The following is a 20,719-nucleotide window of genomic DNA, read 5'->3' on the forward strand; positions in this document are numbered from 1 at the left end:
CATGTTAGTCGTTTCGATCGAGGTAGTTAGCAAGTTTCTTGGCAAGGACGCTCACATGCGGCGGAGCGACCATCGTGTAATGGTCACCTGGAACCTCGTGAATTTCCAGGCGGCCCCGCGCGAACTGCTTCCACCCAAGATCGCCATCAGGTTGACTGGAGGACACGCGCAGGCCATTCTTGGCCGCAAAAAGAATGGCCCTGCTGTCGTTGGGCCGAGGCGTATAATCACGCAGCGCAATTCTATTGGCCTCGGCAATCGTCAGGATATGGTCGAGCTGTGTGTCGCTCATGTTTGGGACATGGCCAGCTTGCCTTCCGAAATCGAATAAGGCCATCACCTGACGCTCACGTTTCATGGATTTCAGCTTTCGCCAATGTTTTTTGAGCGCGGGAAAAAGGACGCTCATTATGATCGCTTGCTCGCTTAGCCAATCAGGAATGGGGCTGTTGCCGACCAGCTGATGATACCGGCCGCTTGCGACCTCTTCATGCTTGTGGAGCGCTTTAGCATCGAGCAGCGCAAGGATTGCTACCTCGTCACCAGCGTCGCGCAATTGACAGCCCATTTCCCAAGCAATGCTGCCGCCCATGGACAAGCCGGCGAGCTGGTAAGGGCCGCGTGGCTGAACGCTTTTGATGGCCTCAACATATTCCCGCGCCATCTCCGGAATGCTCAGGTGAGGCCTTGCCTCGCCGTTTAGACCGCGTGCCTGGAGACCGAAGAGTGGCTGCTTCGCGCCCAGTGCTTCAGCAAGAGGCGCATAGAAGAGCACATGCCCGCCAAAGGGGTGTGGGCAAAAAAGAGGCGCCCACGAACCGCCGGTTTGGATCGGCACCAATGCGCTCGGACGCGCGCGTCCGCGGGTCTTCGAGAGGACCATCGCGAGTTCTCTCGGTGTCTGCTGTTCCAACAGCCGAGAGACGGCCAATCTCTCTCCCGTGAGCTGCTCGATCCGATCGATAACGCTCAAGGCACTCAATGAATCGCCTCCAAGATCAAAAAAGCTGTCGGTCAGGGCAACGTCATCCAAACCCAAAATGTCCCGATAGACTTCCGCAATTTGGCGGTCCAAAGCTGCCCGGTCCAAAGCTGCCTGGTCTGACATCTCAACGACGGTCGGACTGCGCGCTTCTTCGTTGCCAGCCGGCCGAGCGACCGATAGCGCCGCAGTATCAGGTTGATCCAAATCGGCATTCTGTCCCGGCTCCTTGGCGGCGTCCGCATCGAGCCAATAATGCTTCCGGTCAAACACATAAGGCGGGAGGGGGGTGCGCTGCGGGAGCTTCTGGTCATGCAGGCCAGACCAATCTATGCGAGCGCCGCAGGTCCAAAGCTTGCCCAGCATCTGCAACAGTCTCGCGTGATCGCCTTCTTCCCCATGATCGTCTCCTGGCATGGCTGGAAAGCCGATGGGGCTACGCAGGTCGCTTTTCGACTTGAACTGTTTGGAATGTCTGGTCAGGGCTGCGCCAGGCCCCATCTCAACGAATAAATGATCGCCCGATTGCATCAGGCGATCGAAAGCCAGATGAAACTGCACCGTCTCGCGCAGATTGCGGACCCAATAGCTGCCATCCGGCGGCACGTCCGCCTCAAGCCAGTCGCCGAGCACCGTCGACATGAAGGGTATTTGCGGCGCCTGCAACTCGACTTGTTCGGCATGAATCCTAAACTCCGGCAGGATTGGGTCGAGCATGGATGAATGCACGGCATGACTTGCATGTATTCGCTTGCACGCAATGGATACAGCCTCCAATTGCTTTTGAAACGCCACGATCTCCGATGCGGCCCCCGAAACGACGCACCGACGCGGCCCGTTGATGGCCGCCAATGACAGGCGTTCATTCAAATATGGCTGGAGTTCTTGCGGCGACAGATGGACTGCAACAATCCCGCCGGCAGGCACATGCGACGTTAACTGCCCCCTTTTCAGTGTCAGTCGGATGGCATCGGGTAGCGAGATGATCCCTGCAATATGAGCAGCTGCATATTCTCCGATGCTGTGGCCGATCACAGCTGCAGGGTAAATGCCCCACGAGATGAAGAGCTTCGCCATTGCATATTGCGTGGCGAAGATGACGGGCTGCATGACGGCTTCCAGCTGGGGCTCAAACTCGCCATCGGATTTGCCTTCCCTGTAGAGCCACGCGCGGAAATCAATATGTGCGAACTCGTTAAGCCACTTTGCGCATTCGTCGATGGCGCTGCGGAATACCGGCTCTTCTTCATATAGCTCCCGACCCATTCCAATCTGCTGCCCGCCCTGGCCGGAGAACATGAACACGATCCGGGGTTCACTGCTTGACACCTCTCGCATCGCGCTCGCCTGCAGCGCCGCCTGATCGAGTTGGTCGGCTATTTCCACGGGATCGGAGCACACGAAACTTGTGCGATATCTGAGAGCGGCTCGACCCTTCTGCAGCGTGTATGCGATATTTGCTGCTCTATGCTCAATATCGCTTCGGCGCATAAAGCCGGCCAGTTGCCGGAGCATTTCGGTCATTGCCGATCTGCTTGCCGCCGATACCGGAAAGACGTGCGGCCTACGACTGGCCTGCTTACCGGTTCGCGGCGGAGCCTCCTCGAGAATCGCGTGCGCGTTCGTGCCACCAATGCCAAATGAGCTAACCCCGCCGCGTCTTGGCGCATCACCTTTGGGCCAAGCGGTGCGGGTCTTGTTTACCCGTACCGGGCTCTCTTGAAAGTCGATATTTGGGTTGGGTGCATCGAAATGTAGACTAGCGGGAATGACGCCCTTGTTCAGCATTGTGGCGACCTTGATCAATCCCGTTACACCCGCTGCGGCGTCAAGATGGCCAATATTTGTTTTTACCGAACCTATTGCGCAGAATTGTTTTCTTGCGGTCTGGGAACGGAAGGCCTTGCTCAGGCCGGAGATTTCGATGGGGTCTCCAAGATAGGTTCCCGTACCATGCGCCTCCACGTAGCCAATCGTATCCGCTGGGACGTCAGCATCGGTGAGGGCAGCTTGAATAACTGCAGCTTGTCCGTCGGCGCTGGGGGCGGTGAAGCCTACCTTGGCGGCGCCGTCATTGTTGATTGCGGTCCCCTTTATGACCGCCCAGATATAATCTCCGTCTCTACAGGCATCGCTCAACCGCTTGAGAACGACGAGCGCGGCTCCGCTGCCTCTCACCGTTCCTTGTGCTTTAGCATCGAACGCACGGCAGCGGCCGTCAGGGGATAAGATGTGGCCCTGTTGATGGAGATAGCCTTTTCCGTGTGGCAGAGAAATCGATGCACCGCCTGCCAGCGCCACGTCGCACTCATTGCTGCGCAGGCTCTGGCAAGCGAGGTGGACAGCAACTAGCGAAGTGGAGCAGGCCGTCTGAACTGAGACGCAGGGGCCGGTCAAGTTGAGCTTGTAGGCAATGCGCGTAGCCGTGAAATCGCAGCCATTGAGAATGCGAATCTGCATCTTCTCTGAATCCAGCAGGCTGCGGCTCGCTTCGCGGTCAGCGAGATAGTGGTTGGCCCCCACGCCGGCAAAGACACCGACACGGCCACCTTCTGTCTCGCGAGATCCGTATCCCGCATGGTCTAGCGCCTGATACGCCGTTTCCAGCAGGATTCGCTGTTGCGGGTCCGTCCACGCTGCTTCCTTAGGCGAGATGCTGAAAAACGCTGCGTCAAACAGATCAACTCCGCTGATAACGGCTTCGCGCCTTACATAATTAGGCTTGCCGAAAGTGCCGGGATCGATGCCCGCTTTTCGCAACGTCTGTTCATCCAGATCTGCGATGGACTCTATGCCATCGACCAGATTGCTCCAGAATTGATCGACATTCTCCGCCCCCGGGAACCTGCCCGCCATACCGATGATCGCAACAGCATTGCCATCCTGTTTGGGCTCGTTCCCGTTTCCCGCAAAGCCGATTGGGTTCTTTAAATCTTCAACGGGGTCAAGAGCAGCTGGAATCGCCTTCAAGTGCCCAGCGAGCGCTCTTATGGTGGTATGCTTGAAAAGATCCAGAATCTTGCAATCAATGCCCAAACGATCATGGATGCGCGCCTGAACCTGAACGATGGCCAAGGAATGTCCGCCAACATCGAAGAAATTGTCCTCAACGCTGACGGAGTCCAGCTTCAACACGTCCTTCCAGATCTCAGTCAGTTCCGTCTGCAGTCTGTCGGTCGGTAAAGCTGTGGGCTTTAACTTCGAGGCGACTCTCGGCTTGGGAAGAGCGCGCCGATCGATCTTGCCGCTGCGATTGGTCGGTAGCTGCGGGAGGAAGACAAACTGTGAGGGAATCATGTAGTTCGGCAGTGCGGCACTCAGAAAAGCCTGAAGTTCATCGGTATTCTCCGAAATCTCCCGTTGCGTCACCACATACGCTGTCAGGCTCGCATTTTCATCGGGACGGTCTGTCAGCGTGACGCAGCATGCCTTGACGTTTTCGTGCTCCATTAGGCACTGCTCGATTTCGGCAAGCTCGACCCGCATGCCGCGGATCTTGATCTGTCCGTCCTTCCGGCCTAGGAACTCAATCCTGCCATCTGACCGATACCGGGCCCGATCTCCAGTCCTATAGATCCTGGACTGCGGCTCATCATCAAACGGGTTTGGCTGGAAAAGCTCGCCCGTGAGTTTATCGCGATTGATGTAGCCGCGGGCTATGCCGACGCCCCCGATGTAAAGCTCACCGATTGCGCCGATCGGCGCCGGATTTCCGTAACGATCGAGAATGTAAACCTTGGTATTGATGGCAGGACGCCCGATTGGCGGCTTTCGCCCATCGGGTTTCACCTCGGTCCTTATGCAATAAACGGTCGTTTCGGTCGGGCCATAGGAATTGAAGACGCGGCGCTTCTCACCCCATCGTTCAACGAGGCTCGAAGGCAAAGGCTCACCACCTGACTTGACTATGGTGAGATCAGGAAGGTCCGTCGACGGCAAGGTGCTCCACGCTGTGGGGGTAAGACCGGCAGCGGTAATGCGCTCTCGGCGCATGAACTCGACAAGCTCTGCTCCAGGCAGCGACGCTGATAGGGGCGCCAGGCACAGGCGCCCACCAGAAGATAAAGCCAACATGAAATCAAATAGAGATGCATCAAATCCGCAGGAAGCGAATTGCAATACCCGGCTATCCGGCCCCACCTGATAAGTGCGTCTTAGATCCTCCGCCATGTTGCAGGCGCTGCGATGTTCAATCATCACGCCTTTCGGCTGACCCGTGGAACCAGACGTATAGATCACGTAAGCCAGATCGGAGGGACCGGCGGAGCAATGCGGAGGCGCGGCTTCATGCAGAGCAATCTCAGCGTGGTGCTTGTCGAGGAGAATCACCGCGCGTCCATTCGCATCTTCAATGTTAAGCGCTGAGAGGGTCTTCTCGAACGTCTGCTCTTTGAACTCCGTTCTGCTGATGACCGCAGTGGCGTCAGCGTCCTGCATCATGAAGCGCAGGCGCCGGGCTGGCAGTTGCGGATCGAGAGGAAGATAGACGCCCCCCGCCTTCAAGACCGCTAGAAAGCCAACAATGAGATCGCACGACCGCTCAACGAGAACGCCGACCACGTTTCCATGGCTGACACCTCTTGAAATCAGATGACGGGCAAGCCTGTTTGCCCTTTGCTCAAGGCCAGCGTAGCTGAGCGACTCCAAGGGGCAGCTGACAGCGATATTGTCTGGGTAAGTGGCGGCCTGTGATTCGATCAGATTGTGCAGGCAATAGTCGGACGGAAAAGGTGCCGCTGTCTCGTTCCAACCGTGCAGAATCTGATGCTCTTCTTCTGGGCTGAGAAGATTATAACTGCCTATCTCTCGCCCTGGCGCATCTGCAATCGCCTCAAGCAGCAAACAATAGTGCTTCGCAAGCCGCTCGATGCTGCTGCGATCCCACAAATCGGCATTATATACGGTGTTAAGGCGGACGCTGTCTTTGCCGGCGAGGATACGAAAATCAAGATCGATCCAGACATCGATCTCGCAAAGTCGGATTTGTGCAGGCAAGCCGGACAGGTCGACGTCGCATGGGGTGAAGCCAAGAGAACTCACCGCCTCCGGAGTGAAGTTGAAGACTGCTTGCGCGAGCGGATTGCGATCAGGTGCGGGAGGGAGCTTGAGCTTCTCCAACAGCAGGGGAAGAGGGAAATACTCGTGACTGCGCGCGCATCGCATCTCATGACGGACCTGCTGCAAATGGTCGAGGAAAGTGGGATTTCCGGAAAGATCCTGACGTAACGCTGCCAAGGTCACAAAGTAGCCGAAGGTTCCTGAGAAATTTCCTGCCGGACGACCGAGGCGTGGGACGTAGAGGGTGATGTCGTCCTGCTCGCCATAACGATGCAGCAGGACGTAATATGCAGCAAGCAGGACGGTGGCCAGCGTTACCTTTTGTTTGTGCGCCAGTTGCTCCAAGCGCGCGATCAGCGGCATCTCAAAATCCAGCGAGACAACTGACCCGGTGTGCGTGGCAAGCGCTTCTCGTGGTCTGTCGGCCGGAAGGGCGAGGTCAGGTTCGTGATCAACAAACTGGCTGCGCCAGTAGGCCCACATCCGTTCTCCATCGTCACCGGCAAGGAGTCGATCTTGCCAGGCAACGAAGTCTTTATAAGGAGCTGCCGTCGTCAGACCCGGCATGTCCGTATCGCCGCAGCACGCCTGGTAGAGCCTTCCGAACTCGTGCAGGAATATACGAATGCTGTAGCCGTCGGATATGATGTGATGGAAGTTGAGAAGGAGAACCTCTTCCGTGGCACTGATGAACAGGTGAGCGCGAAACACCGGCCCATGTTCCAGATCGAAAGGCGAGCGGGCCTCTGCCGCGATAGATTGATGGAACTCCACCTCTTCGACTCCTGGCAGCCGAACAACATGAAAGCTTAGACAGGCTGTCCGATGAATGCGTTGAACGACGTGCTCGCCCTCCTGGTGGAAGGTCGTGCGCAGCATTTCATGGCGGTGGATCAATGATTGGAGCGCACGCCGCAAGGCATCAATGTCGAACGGTGCCTTAATGCGCAGTTCGACTGGCAGGTTGTATTCGCTACCCGTGGGTCTTCTTTGATGATGCAGCCAGAGGCCCAATTGGCCATGCGAGAGCGGATGCGTGATCGAATCCATTGCTTTCCCCAACAACTTCCTATTGTGCGGAGAACGATACGGGATTTTTTCGAAAACAATATTAACGTTTTGATAAATATTGCAACAGAATTCTACGAAATAAAAAATGGGATATTGCATTGCTAAGAAATAAAAAAGGACGATATGAGAAATATGTTTCAATAAATGCCAATTATCCTTAATATATATTTATCCATCGTGGTCCAGGCTATGTATAATCTCCCGCACATCAGTGACGACCCGCCCCATTGACGGCGGTGTGGAGGCACAAATAGAGGAAGGCACTTTACCATCGCGCTGATCAGGCAAGGATATGTGGTGGGCGAGCCATAGGCGGTGACGTATGCGGTCGCAGCGCGATACAATCGACGTTTGGGTTTTCCAGCATTCACGGCTGATGATCCCAATGTTATACATGCGTGAAGTTCTAAGCCAAACTGAGCGGGAAAGAGCAGAAAAAATCCGTCCCTCAAATCTGCGGCTTTCATATCTTCAAGCAAAGTTTGCTTTTCGGACCATCCTTGCTGCGCACTTGCATGTTCCGGCGCGAGAACTCCAGATCACTGTTTCGCGCTTCGGCAAGCCTCGATTGCCGGCGAGCAATATTGAGGTGAGCCAGTCTCACAGCCAGGATTGGTCCGCCGTCGCCGTGTCAGCCATGGGCTTGATCGGGATAGATATTGAGCGTTGGCGCCCCTTGGCAAATTGCCGCCAATTGGCCCGCCACATTATGACTGACCAAGAAGTCAGGATTTTCGAAGGCGTTTCGCGCGAGCCTGGGAGAAAATTCCTAGAGCTGTGGACCAGAAAAGAGGCTATCCTGAAATGCGCAGGTCATGGTCTCGGGCAAGACCCGCGAACGTTTCACGCGGGCTGGGATGAGCAGACCGTGCAATTTTGGTGGCCTGCCTTATTATCTTAATGCGCTCCCAATCCGCAGGCAGTTAGTAGGGCATATAGCGTCGCATTTTCCCCAACAGATCATCATGCGCACCTTGCCATGGCAATTGGACGGCCAACCACAGCCAGCCTAAAAAATTCATGGGGGGTTGGCGGATGTGGTGCAAGCCGTGGAAATGACGTAGGATTTGGTAGCTTACGCCGATCCCGGAGAGCACAACCGTCAAGAATGATCCTACGCTGCCGCTGACCGGTTTGTCATTTGGTTCGCGGCAAGTCCGTCGTCGCGCGTGTCGACGGCGGCATGCTGTCGTCCAACAATGGGGTTCTCCTCTGGCCGAGAAGGAAAAGCGCCTGCGGGTGGCTGACCGTCTGGCGCGCTGCATCGATGATCCGCGCTGCCCGCATCCATAGCGTGACGGACATGATCGGCTTCCGCATGAAGATGGTTGCCGCCGGTTATGAGGATGGCAACGACGCCAAGCGGCTGCGTTCCGATCGGATCTTCAAGATGGCCCAGGATGCGCTGCCTTCGGGGTCGGGATCTGGCCTCCCAGTCGACGATGTGCCGGCTGGAGAACCTGCGCGGGGTGCGGGAAACTGGGGCACCTTCACGCGATAGGTTGTCTGAATTCACTGTCCCGGCGATTTGCGAGGAGGTGATGATGACGAGGAGCCTGAGCGCGGGCCTTCGCGGGCGCGTGATTGCGGCCGACGTCGGGGTTTCGGCGCGGAAGGCGGCGCGTCGCTTCCGGATCGGGATTTCGACGGCCAAGAGTTGGTATCGTCCTTCATTGTATCATCGAGGACGCGCGGACATCACGCTTGCTGAGATCGGCGAGCGCCTTGCTGCCGAGCGCGGCGTGCGGGTAGCACTGTCCACGGTCTGGCTGTTCCTCGACCGTCGCGGCTGGACGTTCTAAAACGTATGGCCCGCCCGTCGGTTGATTTCTGATGGCTGCAGGTCTGCATCAAATAAGCGCATTTCGCTGATTGTGAGCGGCCATTTCAGGCGATCGTGAGCGCTCATTTCATTTTGATCGTGAGCAGGTATTTCACGCGACATGAGCGGCCGCTTCGACCGACCTGTTCATTGATCAGGTGCTTGGGGCTGCGTCAGGAGCGTGGGCGCGCGCGTTGTGTTTTCGCATGCTTCTCCGGTGAGTTGAAGGCGGTGAGCGTTGTGGACGAGGCGATCCAGAATCGCGTCGCCGAGGGTGGGATCGCCGATGATGTCATGCCAGTGCTGCACGGGATTTGGCTGGTGACGATTGTGGATGCACGGCCATGGCGATCGTCGAGGATCTCCAGCAGGTCGCGGCGCTCGGCCGCATTGAGAACCGACAGGCCCCAGTTGAACGCGCCCGAGCGCCGGCGCGGCGTACCGCGGGTGCTGCTGTGGGAAGAGTATCGTGCCGCCAATCCCGGCGGCTTTGGCTATACTTGGTTTTGCACGACCTCCGAGGCCTGGAAAGGGCGCGCGCGCCCGATGATGCGCCAGACGCGACCTGGGCGGCGAGAAGGTGTTTTTCGATTTCGCCGGCGATACCATCGACATCTTCGACCAAGCGTCCAGCACCTCCGAAAAGGTGCTCACGATCACCTGAAATCGCTGCTCACGATCGCCTGAAATCGTTGCTCATGATCCCGTGAAAATACCTGCTCACAATGCGATGAAATGTGTGCTCACGATCGCCTGAAATACGAAAACGTATACGGCGTGTTGGCTGATTGCCGTCGCCAAGATGGAGATCCGCGCTCCGAGCGAGCAGGCTACGCAGCCACGTGCCCAGCAACGTCTGACTTCGGGCCAGCTACGGCAAGGCCGCCCTTGCCACATGGATCAGGAGCGTGCTCAGGTATGTTTTGCCGTGCTTGGAGATGCCGAGCAGCCTGGGTTTGCCCCCGGTTGTATGTTGCCGGGGCACGAGCCCCAGCCATGCGCCGAGATCACGGGCTCTTGCGAAGGTCGTGCCGTCCCCTACAGCGGCGACGAGAGCGGTGATGCCGGCAGCCATCTTGGACTGCTGCCGAGGCCTTGGAGCTAGAGTTAGCAGGCGGTTGAAGAAGTCCACTTGCGAGCGATGAAGTCTGCTTCATCGCCGCCATGGAAGCAGATTTGCCCGATGACGGAGCCATCCGGTTGGTTTTCAGCCCAGCCATCCCCCTGGGCTTCGTCCATTTTGTCGTTGCCTTGCCAGGGAAAGGCGACATGATTGCCGTCGGCCCCGCCGAAGATCTGCCCGGTACGCAGCCGAAGGCGAATTCGCCGGAGCCATCTGCCGCGAACTCGATGTAGGCGAGCTCCATCATGTCGGCATAGTCCTCGACATAGTCGGGCATTTCTACAATCCGCCAGTGGCATGCGATGCTCATGCCGGCGCCGCCAGAAGCTTGGGGCAAGTGGACCAGATTGTAGGCGGCCAGGTTCAGGGTGAAGGCCGCGCCCCCAGACGCTCGGCCATCTGCAACCGCTTTTCCACCTCGGCCAAAGCCAGAACGCCGCTGTTGGACATGCGGCCGTCGAAACGGGCCGACGACAGATGCTGCGAACAGATGACAAACCCGTCAGCGGCAGCGTAGGATCATTCATGCCGGGTGTGGTCTCCGGGAAATGGTTCGGATCGGCTTAAGCAACCAAATCCTACGTCATTCCAATGGCTTGCGCCACATCCACCAAGCCCCAACAATTTTTCAGGCTAACACCGCAGTAAGGACGCCTCCAAGATTGTTCCAGTTTCATCTGAACCATCATGGAATGGCCGATGTGCCGATTTCGCAGAGAAGAGCAAGCCCGTCGGGATATCTAAAGTTGTCGGAAACAGTTACTAGAAGAAGCGCTTGACCTGCCAGCCGAATAGAGAAAGAAGCAGGACCCCGCGAAAGACGTCACGCGCCGGCCAAGCGGAAAGCTCGACAAGCGCTTGACTTCAACCTGTTGAATAAAGAAGAGAAACCCTCGTCTTTAATCGCACGAAAAGAGCGGGCCACCGATCTCCGATCGGAAACATGGTGTCTGATGTTCATTAAGCGACCCGCAGATTCGCACTACCCGTCCGCCATAAAGCCTGTAGCAATACGCAATCGCCATGACCGCCCATTTACTTGTACGCGACGACGACGAGACGAGGGCCATAGGGTGTAAACTCTTCGCCCTCCTGCCCATAGGCTTCAACAGATTCGAACCCCGCGCTTCGCAACATGCGAGTGCATTCGGAAAACCCATATTGTCTAATAGAAAGACGCATGCGTCTCACGCAACCACCGCGGACGACGATCCTTTCGTAGTTTCGACGATCGGTCAGCGCGTCGTTGTTGACTATATCGATTCTCAGATCATTGTCGCGCTCCACGATCTCGTAGGTAGGCGACTGCTCGCGCAGCAAAGAGAACCGATTGATCTGATCGATTAGCAGACGCCCGCCCTTTCGAAGTGAAGCAGCGGCTTCATGAAGAACTCTCTCATTATCAGCTTCATCGAAATAGCCAAACGTCGTGTACCACAGAAAGGCCGCGTCAAACCGATCCCGCCAAGGGAGTGAGCGCATATCCCCACGAGTATACTCAACATCTACCCGGCGTTCAGCCGCATCCGCTTCGGCTTTTTTCAGCAAGATCGGCGAGAGATCTAATCCGGTTACCCGCGCTCCTTTTTCCGCCAACCGGTTGGTAATCCGCCCGTAACCGCATCCGAGTTCAAGAACTGAGTTGCCGTGACCAAGGGAGAGAAGCTTCCAAATTGCCTCTACTTCCCGGTCACTTCTTTCAGGCGGATTGACCAAATCAGCAAAATACAAATAATCTTCACTGAAATATGATTCAAGTTGAGATATAGTATGTTTGGTAGGCCCATAGTTCATGATGATTTCTCCGTGTTGATTTACTGCGCGGCTACGCCCGACATCCTCTTACCACTTGTCCATTGTTGCATTTATCCGTGATCGTCAAAAGTAAAAGATTTATTATTGTTTTTTACGTTTGTAAAAAATTCGGCAGAGCTTGCTCCGAAATTCGGACTGGCATAAATGGATTTCCTGCCTGACGGCGGCGCGCCATGGTGCGAACCGCGCTCTTCGAAGCGGCGCACATCATGCTGACGCGGGTGACCCGCTTCTCGAGCCTGAAGCACTGGGCGTCGCGCTTCATCGCATGTGGGTCGATCTTGGCTAGAACTACGCGCTTCCTTTTGGACGTTCTCGCAAGTTCCACTTCAGTATTGATGCTCAGTGTTAGACAAGTGATCAAGGCAATCATTCCATCAACCGCCTCGGGCTCGCTGGCGATCTTGACCTCGCGCACGATCGTTCCGGTCGCGTCCACAACGCACATGCTGCTCTCTTCCAGAGACATCGATTCCCGCATAGTGTTCCATGGCTGTTCCTCTCATGATGCTTGGAGCCGATCGCGCGGACTCCGTTTCAACACCATCATTCAGAGGGACAGCCACCCAACCTGGCTATGCTCGCGAAGGCCGGCCCATTACGGCACTCGACGTGGCGAAACGTCGGGGCATGAAGCGCGCCAAGGTGGCCCCTGCCGGCAAGTTGGGGCCATCGCTGCGGCCCTGCTCCAGCGGAAGTAGGTCGACTGGTCCGCTATTTCGACGAACTGGAATTGGCTGTCAGCCGCATTGGGCTCGAGGCCGGGCCATTGTCGAAATGGCTGCATGCCGGGCTTGTGGCCGCCGGACGCGATGCGGTTTTGCTCGAAACCCGGCACGTGAAGGCGGCGCTCTCGGCGATGACGGTAAAGGCCGACCGGAAAGATGCGCGGGATCGCCCAACTGCTGCAGATGGGATGGTATCGCGCGGTTCATGCCAAATCGGTGACTTGCAAGCTTGCAAGGATAGCCGAGCCATTCTTCTTGGACGCAAGCTTCTGCAAGGCAGGCTTCTCGACCTTGAACTGAGCATCCGCGGGATATTGCGCGGCTATGGGCTAAAGGTTGGAGAAGTCAGTCGTGGAAAGTTTGAGGCGCGCATCCGGGATCCAAGGCATGTCACTTTGAAGACGGTGATTGGTGCGATGCTGACGGCGCGGACGGGCGCCACACGACGTGCGCCCTTATCTACTCGACCGCAGCGCAACCCTTTCAGCCTTGGTTTCAATTAATCTTCAACCTGTAGTTGAAACGTCCTTGTCGGGCAAACACCTGCGGTGGAAGGATCGGATCAGCTTCGACGTCGACGTCAGGCCATACGCGCGCCCGCTTCTTATCGAAAACACCCGGTAAATAGTATGCGAGGCCGGGGCTTGCAAGGTACAAAGAAGTCGCCAGGCCGTTGAAATTGGCATTGAAGTGATACTGAGACTTGACTACCACAAAATCCTGGTTCCTAATGTGAACCCCGTGCGATTCGAATACATTGGGATCACTGATGAAGCCGGGTTTCGATGTGGCGATAACCTGGAAGCGGTTGTCGATCTCAACAAGAGCCGTATCGCCCATCGCTGCTGACTCGCCGCCAAAATTGGGGCCGATAAGCTTGACGTCTTTGCGATTGATGACTTTCACGACGCCCTCAACATCGAACGGTTCAAATTGCGGAGTCAACTTCCCGCCGAGCCGCATCGCGAGGGTGGCTCCCACGCTAGAGGTATGCGCCTGCGCAACGGTTTCGGGATCGTGCACAGTCATCGCGCCTTTGAGGGGGCGCTTGTAGTTCATTGCGGCCTGAAGGATCAAAGTACTGTCGCCTGGCGCGCCGGCAAGCGTCCGATCCCCGAGGTCGGCAAGCGCTTTGGGTAACCGCTTCGGCCTTTCGGCCGCCGCATCGAGAGCTTCCTCGATGGTCAAAAGATCATCGTTGAACTCGTCGCGCCGCTCCCAAAATTCTTGCGCAAACTTGTAGACGATTTCTTTGGCTTGGGGATAGCGTCCATTGCTCAGCAAGACCGCCGCTTGGCCCATATCCGTGAAGTCACCGAAGCGATAGGCGTTGTAAAGGCTGATATCGACTATCGCCGGCGTTGACTGCTCCAACACCCGAGCGCGCGCGTGCAGTTGCTTTAGTGGGCCCAAATGCGTCTCGAGCTTGCCCGGCGCGATCATGCGTGCCTTGGCGAGCGTGTAAACTGGATGGAGCCTGCCAGCAAGCACCTCAAGAACCAACTCGACGACACGTTTGCCGGTGTCGTAGTAATCGTTGTGCGGGTTTTGTTTACAGGCGATGCAAATGTCCCCGGCTGATAACATGCTCGGCGTGATGTTCGCATGGAGGTCCAGCCCTACGCCAATCACAACGCTCTCTCCCGCAACGCTTCGCAGATGGTCGAGGAAGTCACCTTCGACGTCGTCGAGCTCCGTTGTTCCCATTGCTCCGTGGAGATCGATGATAAGCGCGTCAGGTCTTAAGCCTTTAACCTGCTCTTCCCAAAAACGGCGTTGATCAAGGTAAAAACCATGATCGATCAGACCGCTCGGCGCGATCATCGAATCCGAGATGGGCAAGAGTTCAACGTCACACCGCTCTGTCAACGCGTCTACAATGCCGCCAAACGTTGTGCCGTTTCCCCTTGCTTCCCGAATCAATCTATCACCGCGCACGACCGTAATGCTTTCCGATATCGTCGGCCGCGCGTAGCCATGTGATTCGTGAAATAGCCGCCCGACTGCAATTCGTTTTGTCATTTCCACCTCCGCGAAGACCAGGCATTTTAAAAGCGAGACCTCTGCCTGCGCTTACTGAATTGTGGAGTATAGTGCGACAATCAGGCAGGGTCGCGCCGCGACGACTGGATGAGAATCTTGTGTCGCGGTTTTGCTGAGGAAACGGTCCACTCGCGCTTCCAGCGAATGCACGCCAATTGCTGCCGCGTGACGGGCGATCTCGAACCTGCTATGGGAGGAGTTCCAGCAAAAGTGCCGCGCTGGCCTCGCAGCGGCCCAAGGCCTAGCCGAGAACTGCGTAGTTGGTGAGCGCTGCAGGTGCCGATATGAGGCGGATGCGGATATAAATATCCGTCGCGGCGATGAGAGCGGGTTCCACCCGTGCGGCCCGAGCTGAAGATGATCGGAACCGCCGGTGTCAGTATCTGAACTGCTCGCACTGAGCAGGAGCGCCATTAAGCTCCGACTTCGAGCAACGCCTGGCTTCGGTTCTTGCCAGGTGCCGGTGCTATTCTCCAAGGGAATAGCATTATTCGTGCGGCGCTCAAGAGATAAGTCGGGTAGTCCTTCGATCCGAACCGACCTCGCGCGGAGCAATTCGCGATTCGCGCCGCCTGATTCGCAGCGTACGAATCCTACTGCCCACGGTAGCTCGGCTACTTGCAACAGACTCGATTTCACTCGTGCTCTCAGCTGCGCCAATTTACAGCGACGATCACCTCTCATTTTGGCGCTGCCTGAGTTGGTGCGGAGAACTGATGCGCGTCAGATTGTTCCTGGCCGCCAACCGACGGAAATGGTGTGATCGACCAACTAATTAAGTCGATGGCATGCTGAAGTATTGCCTCTGTCCGGGCACGGCTGGGTGAAGCGGCGATGACATGTCCGATGCGGTCTCGATAGTCGCCCTTCCTGACAATCGGCGCCTTGGGTTTGATATACAATTTAACCTCGGTGACACCTGGCATAGCGGCTGCGCGACTGTCGCCATCGATCCAATCGAGTATGCCATCACGATCAGCGTTTAGGCACTGCGCGGCCGCAATGTGCGAATGCCGTCTGCGCAAGTCCCATTCGTTGCCGATGACAAGCTTGATGTGCTCGGCGATGAGATCGACACCGCAGGCCGCCTGAACCAGCCGAGGACTGGTTCCGCCCGGAATACGCGGATTGACTTCGATGACGACTGGGCCACGCTTCGTCCGCCGGAGTTCAACACACATTGGCCCCCAGCCGAGGCCGAGAGCTGGCAAACAGCTCAGCGATACATCGCATATACGCTTATGCTCGTCATCAGTTAGCGGGGCCGGGCAGGTGAAACGACGGAAGACGAAATGCGGTGGGGGGTCGAAGTCAGCGGCGTCAATCGCGATAACCTCATTTCCCATTATGTGAGCGCTATAATATGGGCCTTGGGCGAATTCTTCGACCAGTATCCTCGGCGAAGACCGCCATACGTGCTCCCCACCTAACAGATAAGTCGCATGTTCGGCCAACTCATCGACATTGCGGCACAATCGGACACCGCTGCTGCCACTGCCTATGGTTGGCTTAAGAACCACAGGCAGGCCGATCTCCGCGGCACAGCTTTCTACGTCCGCCGCATTCGATGCCAACCGATAAGCGGGTACTGGAACGCCCGCTTCCGCGAGGAGTTGACGTTGAATGAATTTGTCGCAGCATTGTTCAATCGATGCGGGGTTTGGTCCCGGTAAATCGAAATGCCGGCAGAGCTTGCCGACTGTCGCATAGATTGACTCGTCCGCGCCCGAAAAGCCAGTAATGCCAGCAATGTCATAGGTCGCACCCAGATGGGAACATTCTCGGATCAGCGCATCAAGATTGTCTGTGTCGACCCTGACTGCATCAATGCCTTCGGCCGCAAGATAGTCGTACTGAGTTGGATCAGACGACAGGGTAATTGGATGAAGATCAAGTCGCTGAGCCGCGTTCACGTACAGCAGACCAATACTCCCATGACCTTCAAGCAGGACGAGTGATTTTCTTGCCATTGTCGTCGATTCTCCGTTGCATGCTGGCGCGCTCTGAGCGTAAATCGGCATCAGCTTTTCAGCCGCGCCTGATCTCAGCCTTTGTGGCGAAGGTATCACTGGCAGATATCTGCGGTCGCAAAGACTCTGTAAACTTAGTTGAAGGATCTGTTGCAACGCTTTGGCTACCGGCGGTGTGACACGAAATACCAAGACGAATATCGGAGATGCCAGGCTTCAAGGGACGCCAGTTTGAGCCGCTCTGCACAGGGATTTTGACTCTTTGCCGGTGGGCTTTGGATAGGCTTTGGCCATTTTGAGGCGGGCCTGTTCGATTGAGAACATCCAATTAATGCGGGCGCCGCTGTTATTTCGCTGGTTTTTTCCACAGGGCGACCTCGGCAATGAGGCTGTCACGACTTTCTGCGGCGGTCGAGGCACTGACTGCGCAGACGCCGATCTCGACCATGTTGAGCCAACTGGCATGCTTGGGCGTATAATGGAATTCCAGCCGTCGCAGGATGCTTCGCGCCTCTGATGGCGGCAGGGCCGATAGAGCGCGGCAGCGTGTGGGTCGATAGGTTGTCGAGCACCACCCGGATGCGCCCAGCGTGAGGGTAATGGATATCGACGAGATCGCGCCTGCAGTGGGCGAAGTCGTCGGCCGCGCGCCGCTTGGTGACCTTCACCTTGCGCCAACAGCTCGTTTCATTGTACATCCCTTTGTCAGATTCCCGGCAGGCGGATTATCCTATCATATTGATAATCAATGTAGTTTTTTGTTCGGCGTTCGATGGCGCGCTGCACCGCTATGCGTACTGTGTCCGAGCTCAGCGCCTCGACAGGGACCAACCATTGCGAGCCCTTTACTGCCTGTGTTGCCGCCAAGATGCCCTTCAGCACCAACTCTTTGCTGATCCAACGCAAATTCCAAAATGTGCCGCAGCCTTCGCAAGGCTGATCGTTTGACCGACGGATGATGCGAGGTCGTAATCTGGTAAGCCCAAATGTTCGCGCATTTCTCGCACGCGAACGGTCGTCCAGGTCTCGCCGCTGCCAGTCTTACAGCGAATCTGATTGCGCGACACGGCGAGTTCTCGATCGGGCCAATGACCAGCGAGTTTGCGAAGTGCGTCAACGGCACTGCCATATCCCCCCGATATCGGCCCGTCTTTACGCGAGCACCACCAACATCCGTGTGCCGGCCGCCCGTCCAGTGGATGAGTAGAACCGCCTCATTGGTGTTCTTGTCGAGATCGCAAACAATCTCTCGGACCATGATGTGAACCAGTCGCTGTTTGGTGCGTGTGTCCGTGGACGGTGCGTTCCAAACTCGCGGCAGATCATGCGCAAGTTGCAGAAGCAGGGCGCGATCGATTTTGAGACTTTCCGCCGACGCGGCGCGCAACTCCGTGGTCCGCCTTCAAGCTCCGCAACCCGCTCCAATGTGCCGTTCCAGCGCGCCTCTAGCTCACGGGCAACGTGACGCTTGGCCAGATCCACAAGCTCGTATCGGCGTGCGGCGAGAGATGCTTCGTAGCGTGCAACTTCAAGCTCCCGTTCGACGGCGGCGATGACCTCTTTTCTCGAGCGCTCAACTTGGTCGGACGCCAATATCGCTGCTTCAACAGCCCGATCTGAGACAGCCTCAAGGATCTGCAGCGCAACCGCGCGATCGACCCGCACTCCGCCGATGCCGATACACAAGCCCGCACCGACATGGGCGTCATCGCCGCGGCATTGATACCGATGTGCATTCCCCTTGGCCTGACCATAGAACACACGCATCATCCGCCCGCAACGTCCGCACTGCATCAAGCCGGTTAGAAGCGCGTCCCCCGCGCGTCGATTTTCGCGAGCAGTTCTTCTTCATGTGCGCGTTTTCCAGCAGCAGCATCTGATTGTCTTCATACTCCTGCCAACTGATGTAGCCGGAATGATTGTCGCGCAGGAGGACATTCCATTCTTCCCGCGGCTTTTTGAACCCGCTGACCTTGTGGGCGCGACCGTCCACGATCCGTGTCTTCTGAGCGATTCTGCCACACGCATAGGCGCCAGCATAGAGCGGATTCTGCAGGATCTGCATCACCGTGTGGTAGGCTGGCGCCTTCCAAGTGAGCTTGTAGATTTGAACGTTTCTCAGGACCACAGGCATTTTGATGTCGGGGGCGCGCAGCCAAAGAAAGACCTGCCGGGCACTACCGAGCTCGCGGAACTTAGTGAAGACGAGTCGAACAACTCCAGCCACATGTTCGTCGGGATCGATTTCGATCTTGCCGAGTTCATTCCAACAAAAGCCGGGTGGAAGCATGAAGCGGTACTCGCTGCGCTAGGCTTGGAATCGCGAGCGGCGATTCCACGTTGGCGAAGCAGGCTCAGCTCATACTCCGACATCGTCCCCTTCAATCCAAGCAGCAGGGGGTCGTTGACCAGCCGCGGATCATAGGCGCCATCGGGATCGCTGACCAACGCGCCGGCCAGGGCGCAAAGGTCAATCAAGTGATGCCAGTCGCGTCCATTGCGTGCCAGCCGCGAAGCCTCGATGCAATAGAAGGCACCGACGTCACCCGAACACACCATCGCCACAAGTCGCTCAAATTCAGGCCGCTGCATCATCCCGGAACCCGAGCGGCCAAGATCGTCGTCAATTACCGTCACCGACTTAAATCCAGCGGTTTCCGCAGCCTGTGCCAAGTCATATTGCCGCCGCTGGCTTTAGAGATTCCCCATGACTTGCGCTCGTTGAGTAAGTGCCCGGTGACGACCGCCTTCCGTGGCGGGGTTCGGATCGGATAGGGGTCGGGCTCTGGACGCTGAAGATAGTGTCCACGAGCGGGGCTTAATGGACACGATCGCGACGGATGGAGTGGCAGGCCAACATTCTCGTGGCGAGACGGCGCGCGCCCGCCGGCGCAAGTCATACACTCTCGAAGAGAAGCAGCGGCTGGTTGCCGAGAGCTGTGAGCTTGGGGCGTCGGTGTCGCTGGTGGCGCGGCGGCATGACATCAATGCGAACCTGTTGTTCACGTGGCGCCGGCAGATGCGCACGCCGACGTCGGCGGCTTCGCCGCTGGAATTGGTCCCGTCGAAGTTATCAGCAGCGCGTCGGCTGCCTCACCAGCCGCGGCGGCCGGGGCTGAACAGCGCGGCATGATTGACCTCGTCCTGGTCGGCGGTGTGCGCGTGCGGGTGGACGCCGAGGTCAGCGAGGCAGCGCTGCGGCGGGTGCTGTCGGCTCTGAAGGCGGTGGCATGATAGCGCCTGGGTCTGGGGTGCGGGTCTATCTGGCGACGCAGCCGTGCGATATGCGCAAAGGGATGGATGGCTTGGCCGCCCAGGTCCAGAACGTGCTGGCCGCCGATCCCTTCTTCGGGGCGCTGTTCGTGTTCCGGGGCAAGCGCGGCGACATGTTGAAGATCCTGGCCTGGGACGGAAGCGGGCTGTGCCTGTTCGCCAAGCGCTTGGAGCAGGGAAAGTTCGTCTGGCCGCCGATGGTGGCGGGTCGGCTTCAGCTGACAGCGGCCCAGTTGGCCTTGCTCGTCGAAGGGATCGACTGGCGGCGGACAGTTGCGCCGGAACCGGTCACGCGCCCGGAAACCATCTAAATAGGTCCTGATTCCAAGCATTTATCCTCGCTCGCGAGTCATGACTTTGCTATAAGCCGGCATGTCTCTCGCCACTGCGGAATTGCCGTCGGATCCGGACGCGCTGCGCGCGTTCGCGGCGGCTTTGCAGGCCGAGCTCTACGCCAAGACGCTGCATATCGAGAAGCTGAAAGCCTAGTTGGCGACGCTGCGGCGGGCGCGCTTCGGCCAGTCGTCCGAGAAGCTCGATCGGCAGATCGATCTGCTCGAGCTGATCATCGGCGATCTGGAGGAGGCCGAGGCCGCCAGCGAAGCCCGCCAGGATGCGACTGCGGCGATGCCAGGCGCGATGCCGGCGCCGACCAGGCCACAGCGCGTGGGCAATCGCCGGCCGCTGCCCGATCACCTGCCGCGCGAGGTCATCACCCACGCCGGGGTTTGCGCCTGCCCGGCCTGCGGTTCCGAGCGGCTGCGCAGGATCAGCGATGATGAACGCGAGGTGCTGGAATATGTGCCGTCACACTTCAAGGTCGTCGTGCATGTG

At 57.4% G+C, this 20,719-nt stretch carries 16 protein-coding genes and 6 pseudogenes; 9 read left to right on the forward strand and 13 right to left on the reverse strand.

The features are described 5' to 3' along the window. Positions 1 to 4: 4 nt before the first annotated feature. Positions 5 to 7,252: a non-ribosomal peptide synthetase/type I polyketide synthase gene (locus tag NKH28_RS15485; RefSeq protein ID WP_352979488.1), complete on the reverse strand. Its 7,248-nt coding sequence runs from the start codon at positions 7,250 to 7,252 to the stop codon at positions 5 to 7. A 181-nt stretch (positions 7,253 to 7,433) separates the two neighbouring features. On the opposite strand from NKH28_RS15485, the gene NKH28_RS15490 reads away from it, so the two are divergent. The 3 genes from NKH28_RS15490 to NKH28_RS15500 all read left to right on the forward strand — a co-directional run bounded on the left by NKH28_RS15490 (position 7,434) and on the right by NKH28_RS15500 (position 8,913). Continuing rightward, positions 7,434 to 8,012 (forward strand): 4'-phosphopantetheinyl transferase family protein, encoded by a 579-nt coding sequence (locus NKH28_RS15490; protein WP_352979490.1) that lies wholly within the window; start codon positions 7,434 to 7,436, stop codon positions 8,010 to 8,012. A gap of 240 nt (positions 8,013 to 8,252) precedes the next feature. Then, positions 8,253 to 8,612 (forward strand): transposase, encoded by a 360-nt coding sequence (locus tag NKH28_RS15495; RefSeq protein WP_352979492.1) that lies wholly within the window; start codon positions 8,253 to 8,255, stop codon positions 8,610 to 8,612. A gap of 43 nt (positions 8,613 to 8,655) precedes the next feature. Beyond that, on the forward strand, positions 8,656 to 8,913 hold the full coding sequence (locus NKH28_RS15500; RefSeq protein WP_352979494.1) for a hypothetical protein: 258 nt from the start codon (positions 8,656 to 8,658) through the stop codon (positions 8,911 to 8,913). 167 nt (positions 8,914 to 9,080) lie between these two features. Here NKH28_RS15500 and NKH28_RS15505 read toward each other — a convergent pair. Beyond that, a pseudogene (locus tag NKH28_RS15505) lies at positions 9,081 to 9,346 on the reverse strand (ATP-binding protein); the annotation flags it as partial. Positions 9,347 to 9,359: 13 nt separating this feature from the next. Here NKH28_RS15505 and NKH28_RS15510 point away from each other — a divergent pair. Further along, a pseudogene (locus tag NKH28_RS15510) lies at positions 9,360 to 9,555 on the forward strand (IS21 family transposase); the annotation flags it as partial. A gap of 255 nt (positions 9,556 to 9,810) precedes the next feature. Here the strand turns inward: NKH28_RS15510 and NKH28_RS15515 are convergent. Then, a pseudogene (locus NKH28_RS15515) lies at positions 9,811 to 9,993 on the reverse strand (transposase); the annotation flags it as partial. A 104-nt stretch (positions 9,994 to 10,097) separates the two neighbouring features. On the opposite strand from NKH28_RS15515, the gene NKH28_RS15520 reads away from it, so the two are divergent. Continuing rightward, positions 10,098 to 10,289 carry a hypothetical protein gene (locus NKH28_RS15520; protein WP_352979496.1) on the forward strand — a complete coding sequence of 64 codons (192 nt, stop codon included), beginning with the start codon at positions 10,098 to 10,100 and terminating at the stop codon, positions 10,287 to 10,289. A gap of 151 nt (positions 10,290 to 10,440) precedes the next feature. On the opposite strand, the pseudogene NKH28_RS34465 reads toward NKH28_RS15520, so the two are convergent. The 3 genes and pseudogenes from NKH28_RS34465 to NKH28_RS34470 all read right to left on the reverse strand — a co-directional run. Then, positions 10,441 to 10,583 (reverse strand): annotated as a pseudogene (locus NKH28_RS34465) (IS1380 family transposase); the annotation flags it as partial. 508 nt (positions 10,584 to 11,091) lie between these two features. Then, a complete protein-coding gene (locus tag NKH28_RS15525; RefSeq protein WP_352979498.1) occupies positions 11,092 to 11,850 on the reverse strand; it encodes a class I SAM-dependent methyltransferase in 759 nt (252 codons plus the stop codon). A 112-nt stretch (positions 11,851 to 11,962) separates the two neighbouring features. Next, complete coding sequence (locus tag NKH28_RS34470; RefSeq protein WP_502906623.1) at positions 11,963 to 12,340, reverse strand: hypothetical protein; 378 nt, start codon at positions 12,338 to 12,340, stop codon at positions 11,963 to 11,965. 237 nt (positions 12,341 to 12,577) lie between these two features. Here NKH28_RS34470 and NKH28_RS15540 point away from each other — a divergent pair. Beyond that, positions 12,578 to 13,030, forward strand: a pseudogene (locus NKH28_RS15540) (transposase); the annotation flags it as partial. Between the two features lie 64 nt (positions 13,031 to 13,094). On the opposite strand, the gene NKH28_RS15545 reads toward NKH28_RS15540, so the two are convergent. From NKH28_RS15545 to NKH28_RS34480, 7 genes and pseudogenes are all read right to left on the reverse strand, one after another. Beyond that, a complete protein-coding gene (locus NKH28_RS15545) occupies positions 13,095 to 14,621 on the reverse strand; it encodes a M81 family metallopeptidase (RefSeq protein WP_352979500.1) in 1,527 nt (508 codons plus the stop codon). Positions 14,622 to 15,322: 701 nt separating this feature from the next. Then, the gene (locus NKH28_RS15550; RefSeq protein WP_352979502.1) at positions 15,323 to 16,612 is read right to left on the reverse strand and encodes an ATP-grasp domain-containing protein; all 1,290 of its coding nucleotides are present in this window, start codon (positions 16,610 to 16,612) and stop codon (positions 15,323 to 15,325) included. A gap of 216 nt (positions 16,613 to 16,828) precedes the next feature. Then, positions 16,829 to 17,289 (reverse strand): annotated as a pseudogene (locus NKH28_RS34475) (transposase); the annotation flags it as partial. A 28-nt stretch (positions 17,290 to 17,317) separates the two neighbouring features. Further along, entirely contained in the window at positions 17,318 to 17,518 is a 201-nt protein-coding gene (locus NKH28_RS15555; protein ID WP_352979504.1) for a hypothetical protein, read from the reverse strand. Positions 17,519 to 17,764: 246 nt separating this feature from the next. Next, complete coding sequence (locus NKH28_RS15560; protein ID WP_502906625.1) at positions 17,765 to 18,406, reverse strand: hypothetical protein; 642 nt, start codon at positions 18,404 to 18,406, stop codon at positions 17,765 to 17,767. Next, entirely contained in the window at positions 18,318 to 18,839 is a 522-nt protein-coding gene (locus NKH28_RS15565; protein WP_502906626.1) for a recombinase family protein, read from the reverse strand. Before NKH28_RS15565 ends, NKH28_RS15560 begins: the two co-directional genes overlap by 89 nt. Beyond that, on the reverse strand, positions 18,731 to 19,249 hold the full coding sequence (locus NKH28_RS34480) for a recombinase family protein (protein WP_502906627.1): 519 nt from the start codon (positions 19,247 to 19,249) through the stop codon (positions 18,731 to 18,733). The genes NKH28_RS15565 and NKH28_RS34480 overlap by 109 nt, the downstream gene beginning before the upstream one ends. 184 nt (positions 19,250 to 19,433) lie before the next feature. Here NKH28_RS34480 and tnpA point away from each other — a divergent pair, with 184 nt between their 5' ends. The 3 genes from tnpA to NKH28_RS15585 form a co-directional block, all read left to right on the forward strand. Beyond that, entirely contained in the window at positions 19,434 to 19,745 is a 312-nt protein-coding gene (gene tnpA / locus NKH28_RS15575; RefSeq protein WP_352979508.1) for an IS66-like element accessory protein TnpA, read from the forward strand. Between the two features lie 118 nt (positions 19,746 to 19,863). Further along, the gene (gene tnpB / locus NKH28_RS15580) at positions 19,864 to 20,196 is read left to right on the forward strand and encodes an IS66 family insertion sequence element accessory protein TnpB (protein WP_502906624.1); all 333 of its coding nucleotides are present in this window, start codon (positions 19,864 to 19,866) and stop codon (positions 20,194 to 20,196) included. Positions 20,197 to 20,374: 178 nt separating this feature from the next. After that, positions 20,375 to 20,719 (forward strand): IS66 family transposase (locus NKH28_RS15585; protein WP_352979512.1); only part of this gene is annotated, 345 nt, incomplete at its 3' end.

Source organism: Mesorhizobium sp. M1227, assembly GCF_040318315.1.
Lineage (GTDB): Bacteria > Pseudomonadota > Alphaproteobacteria > Rhizobiales > Rhizobiaceae > Mesorhizobium.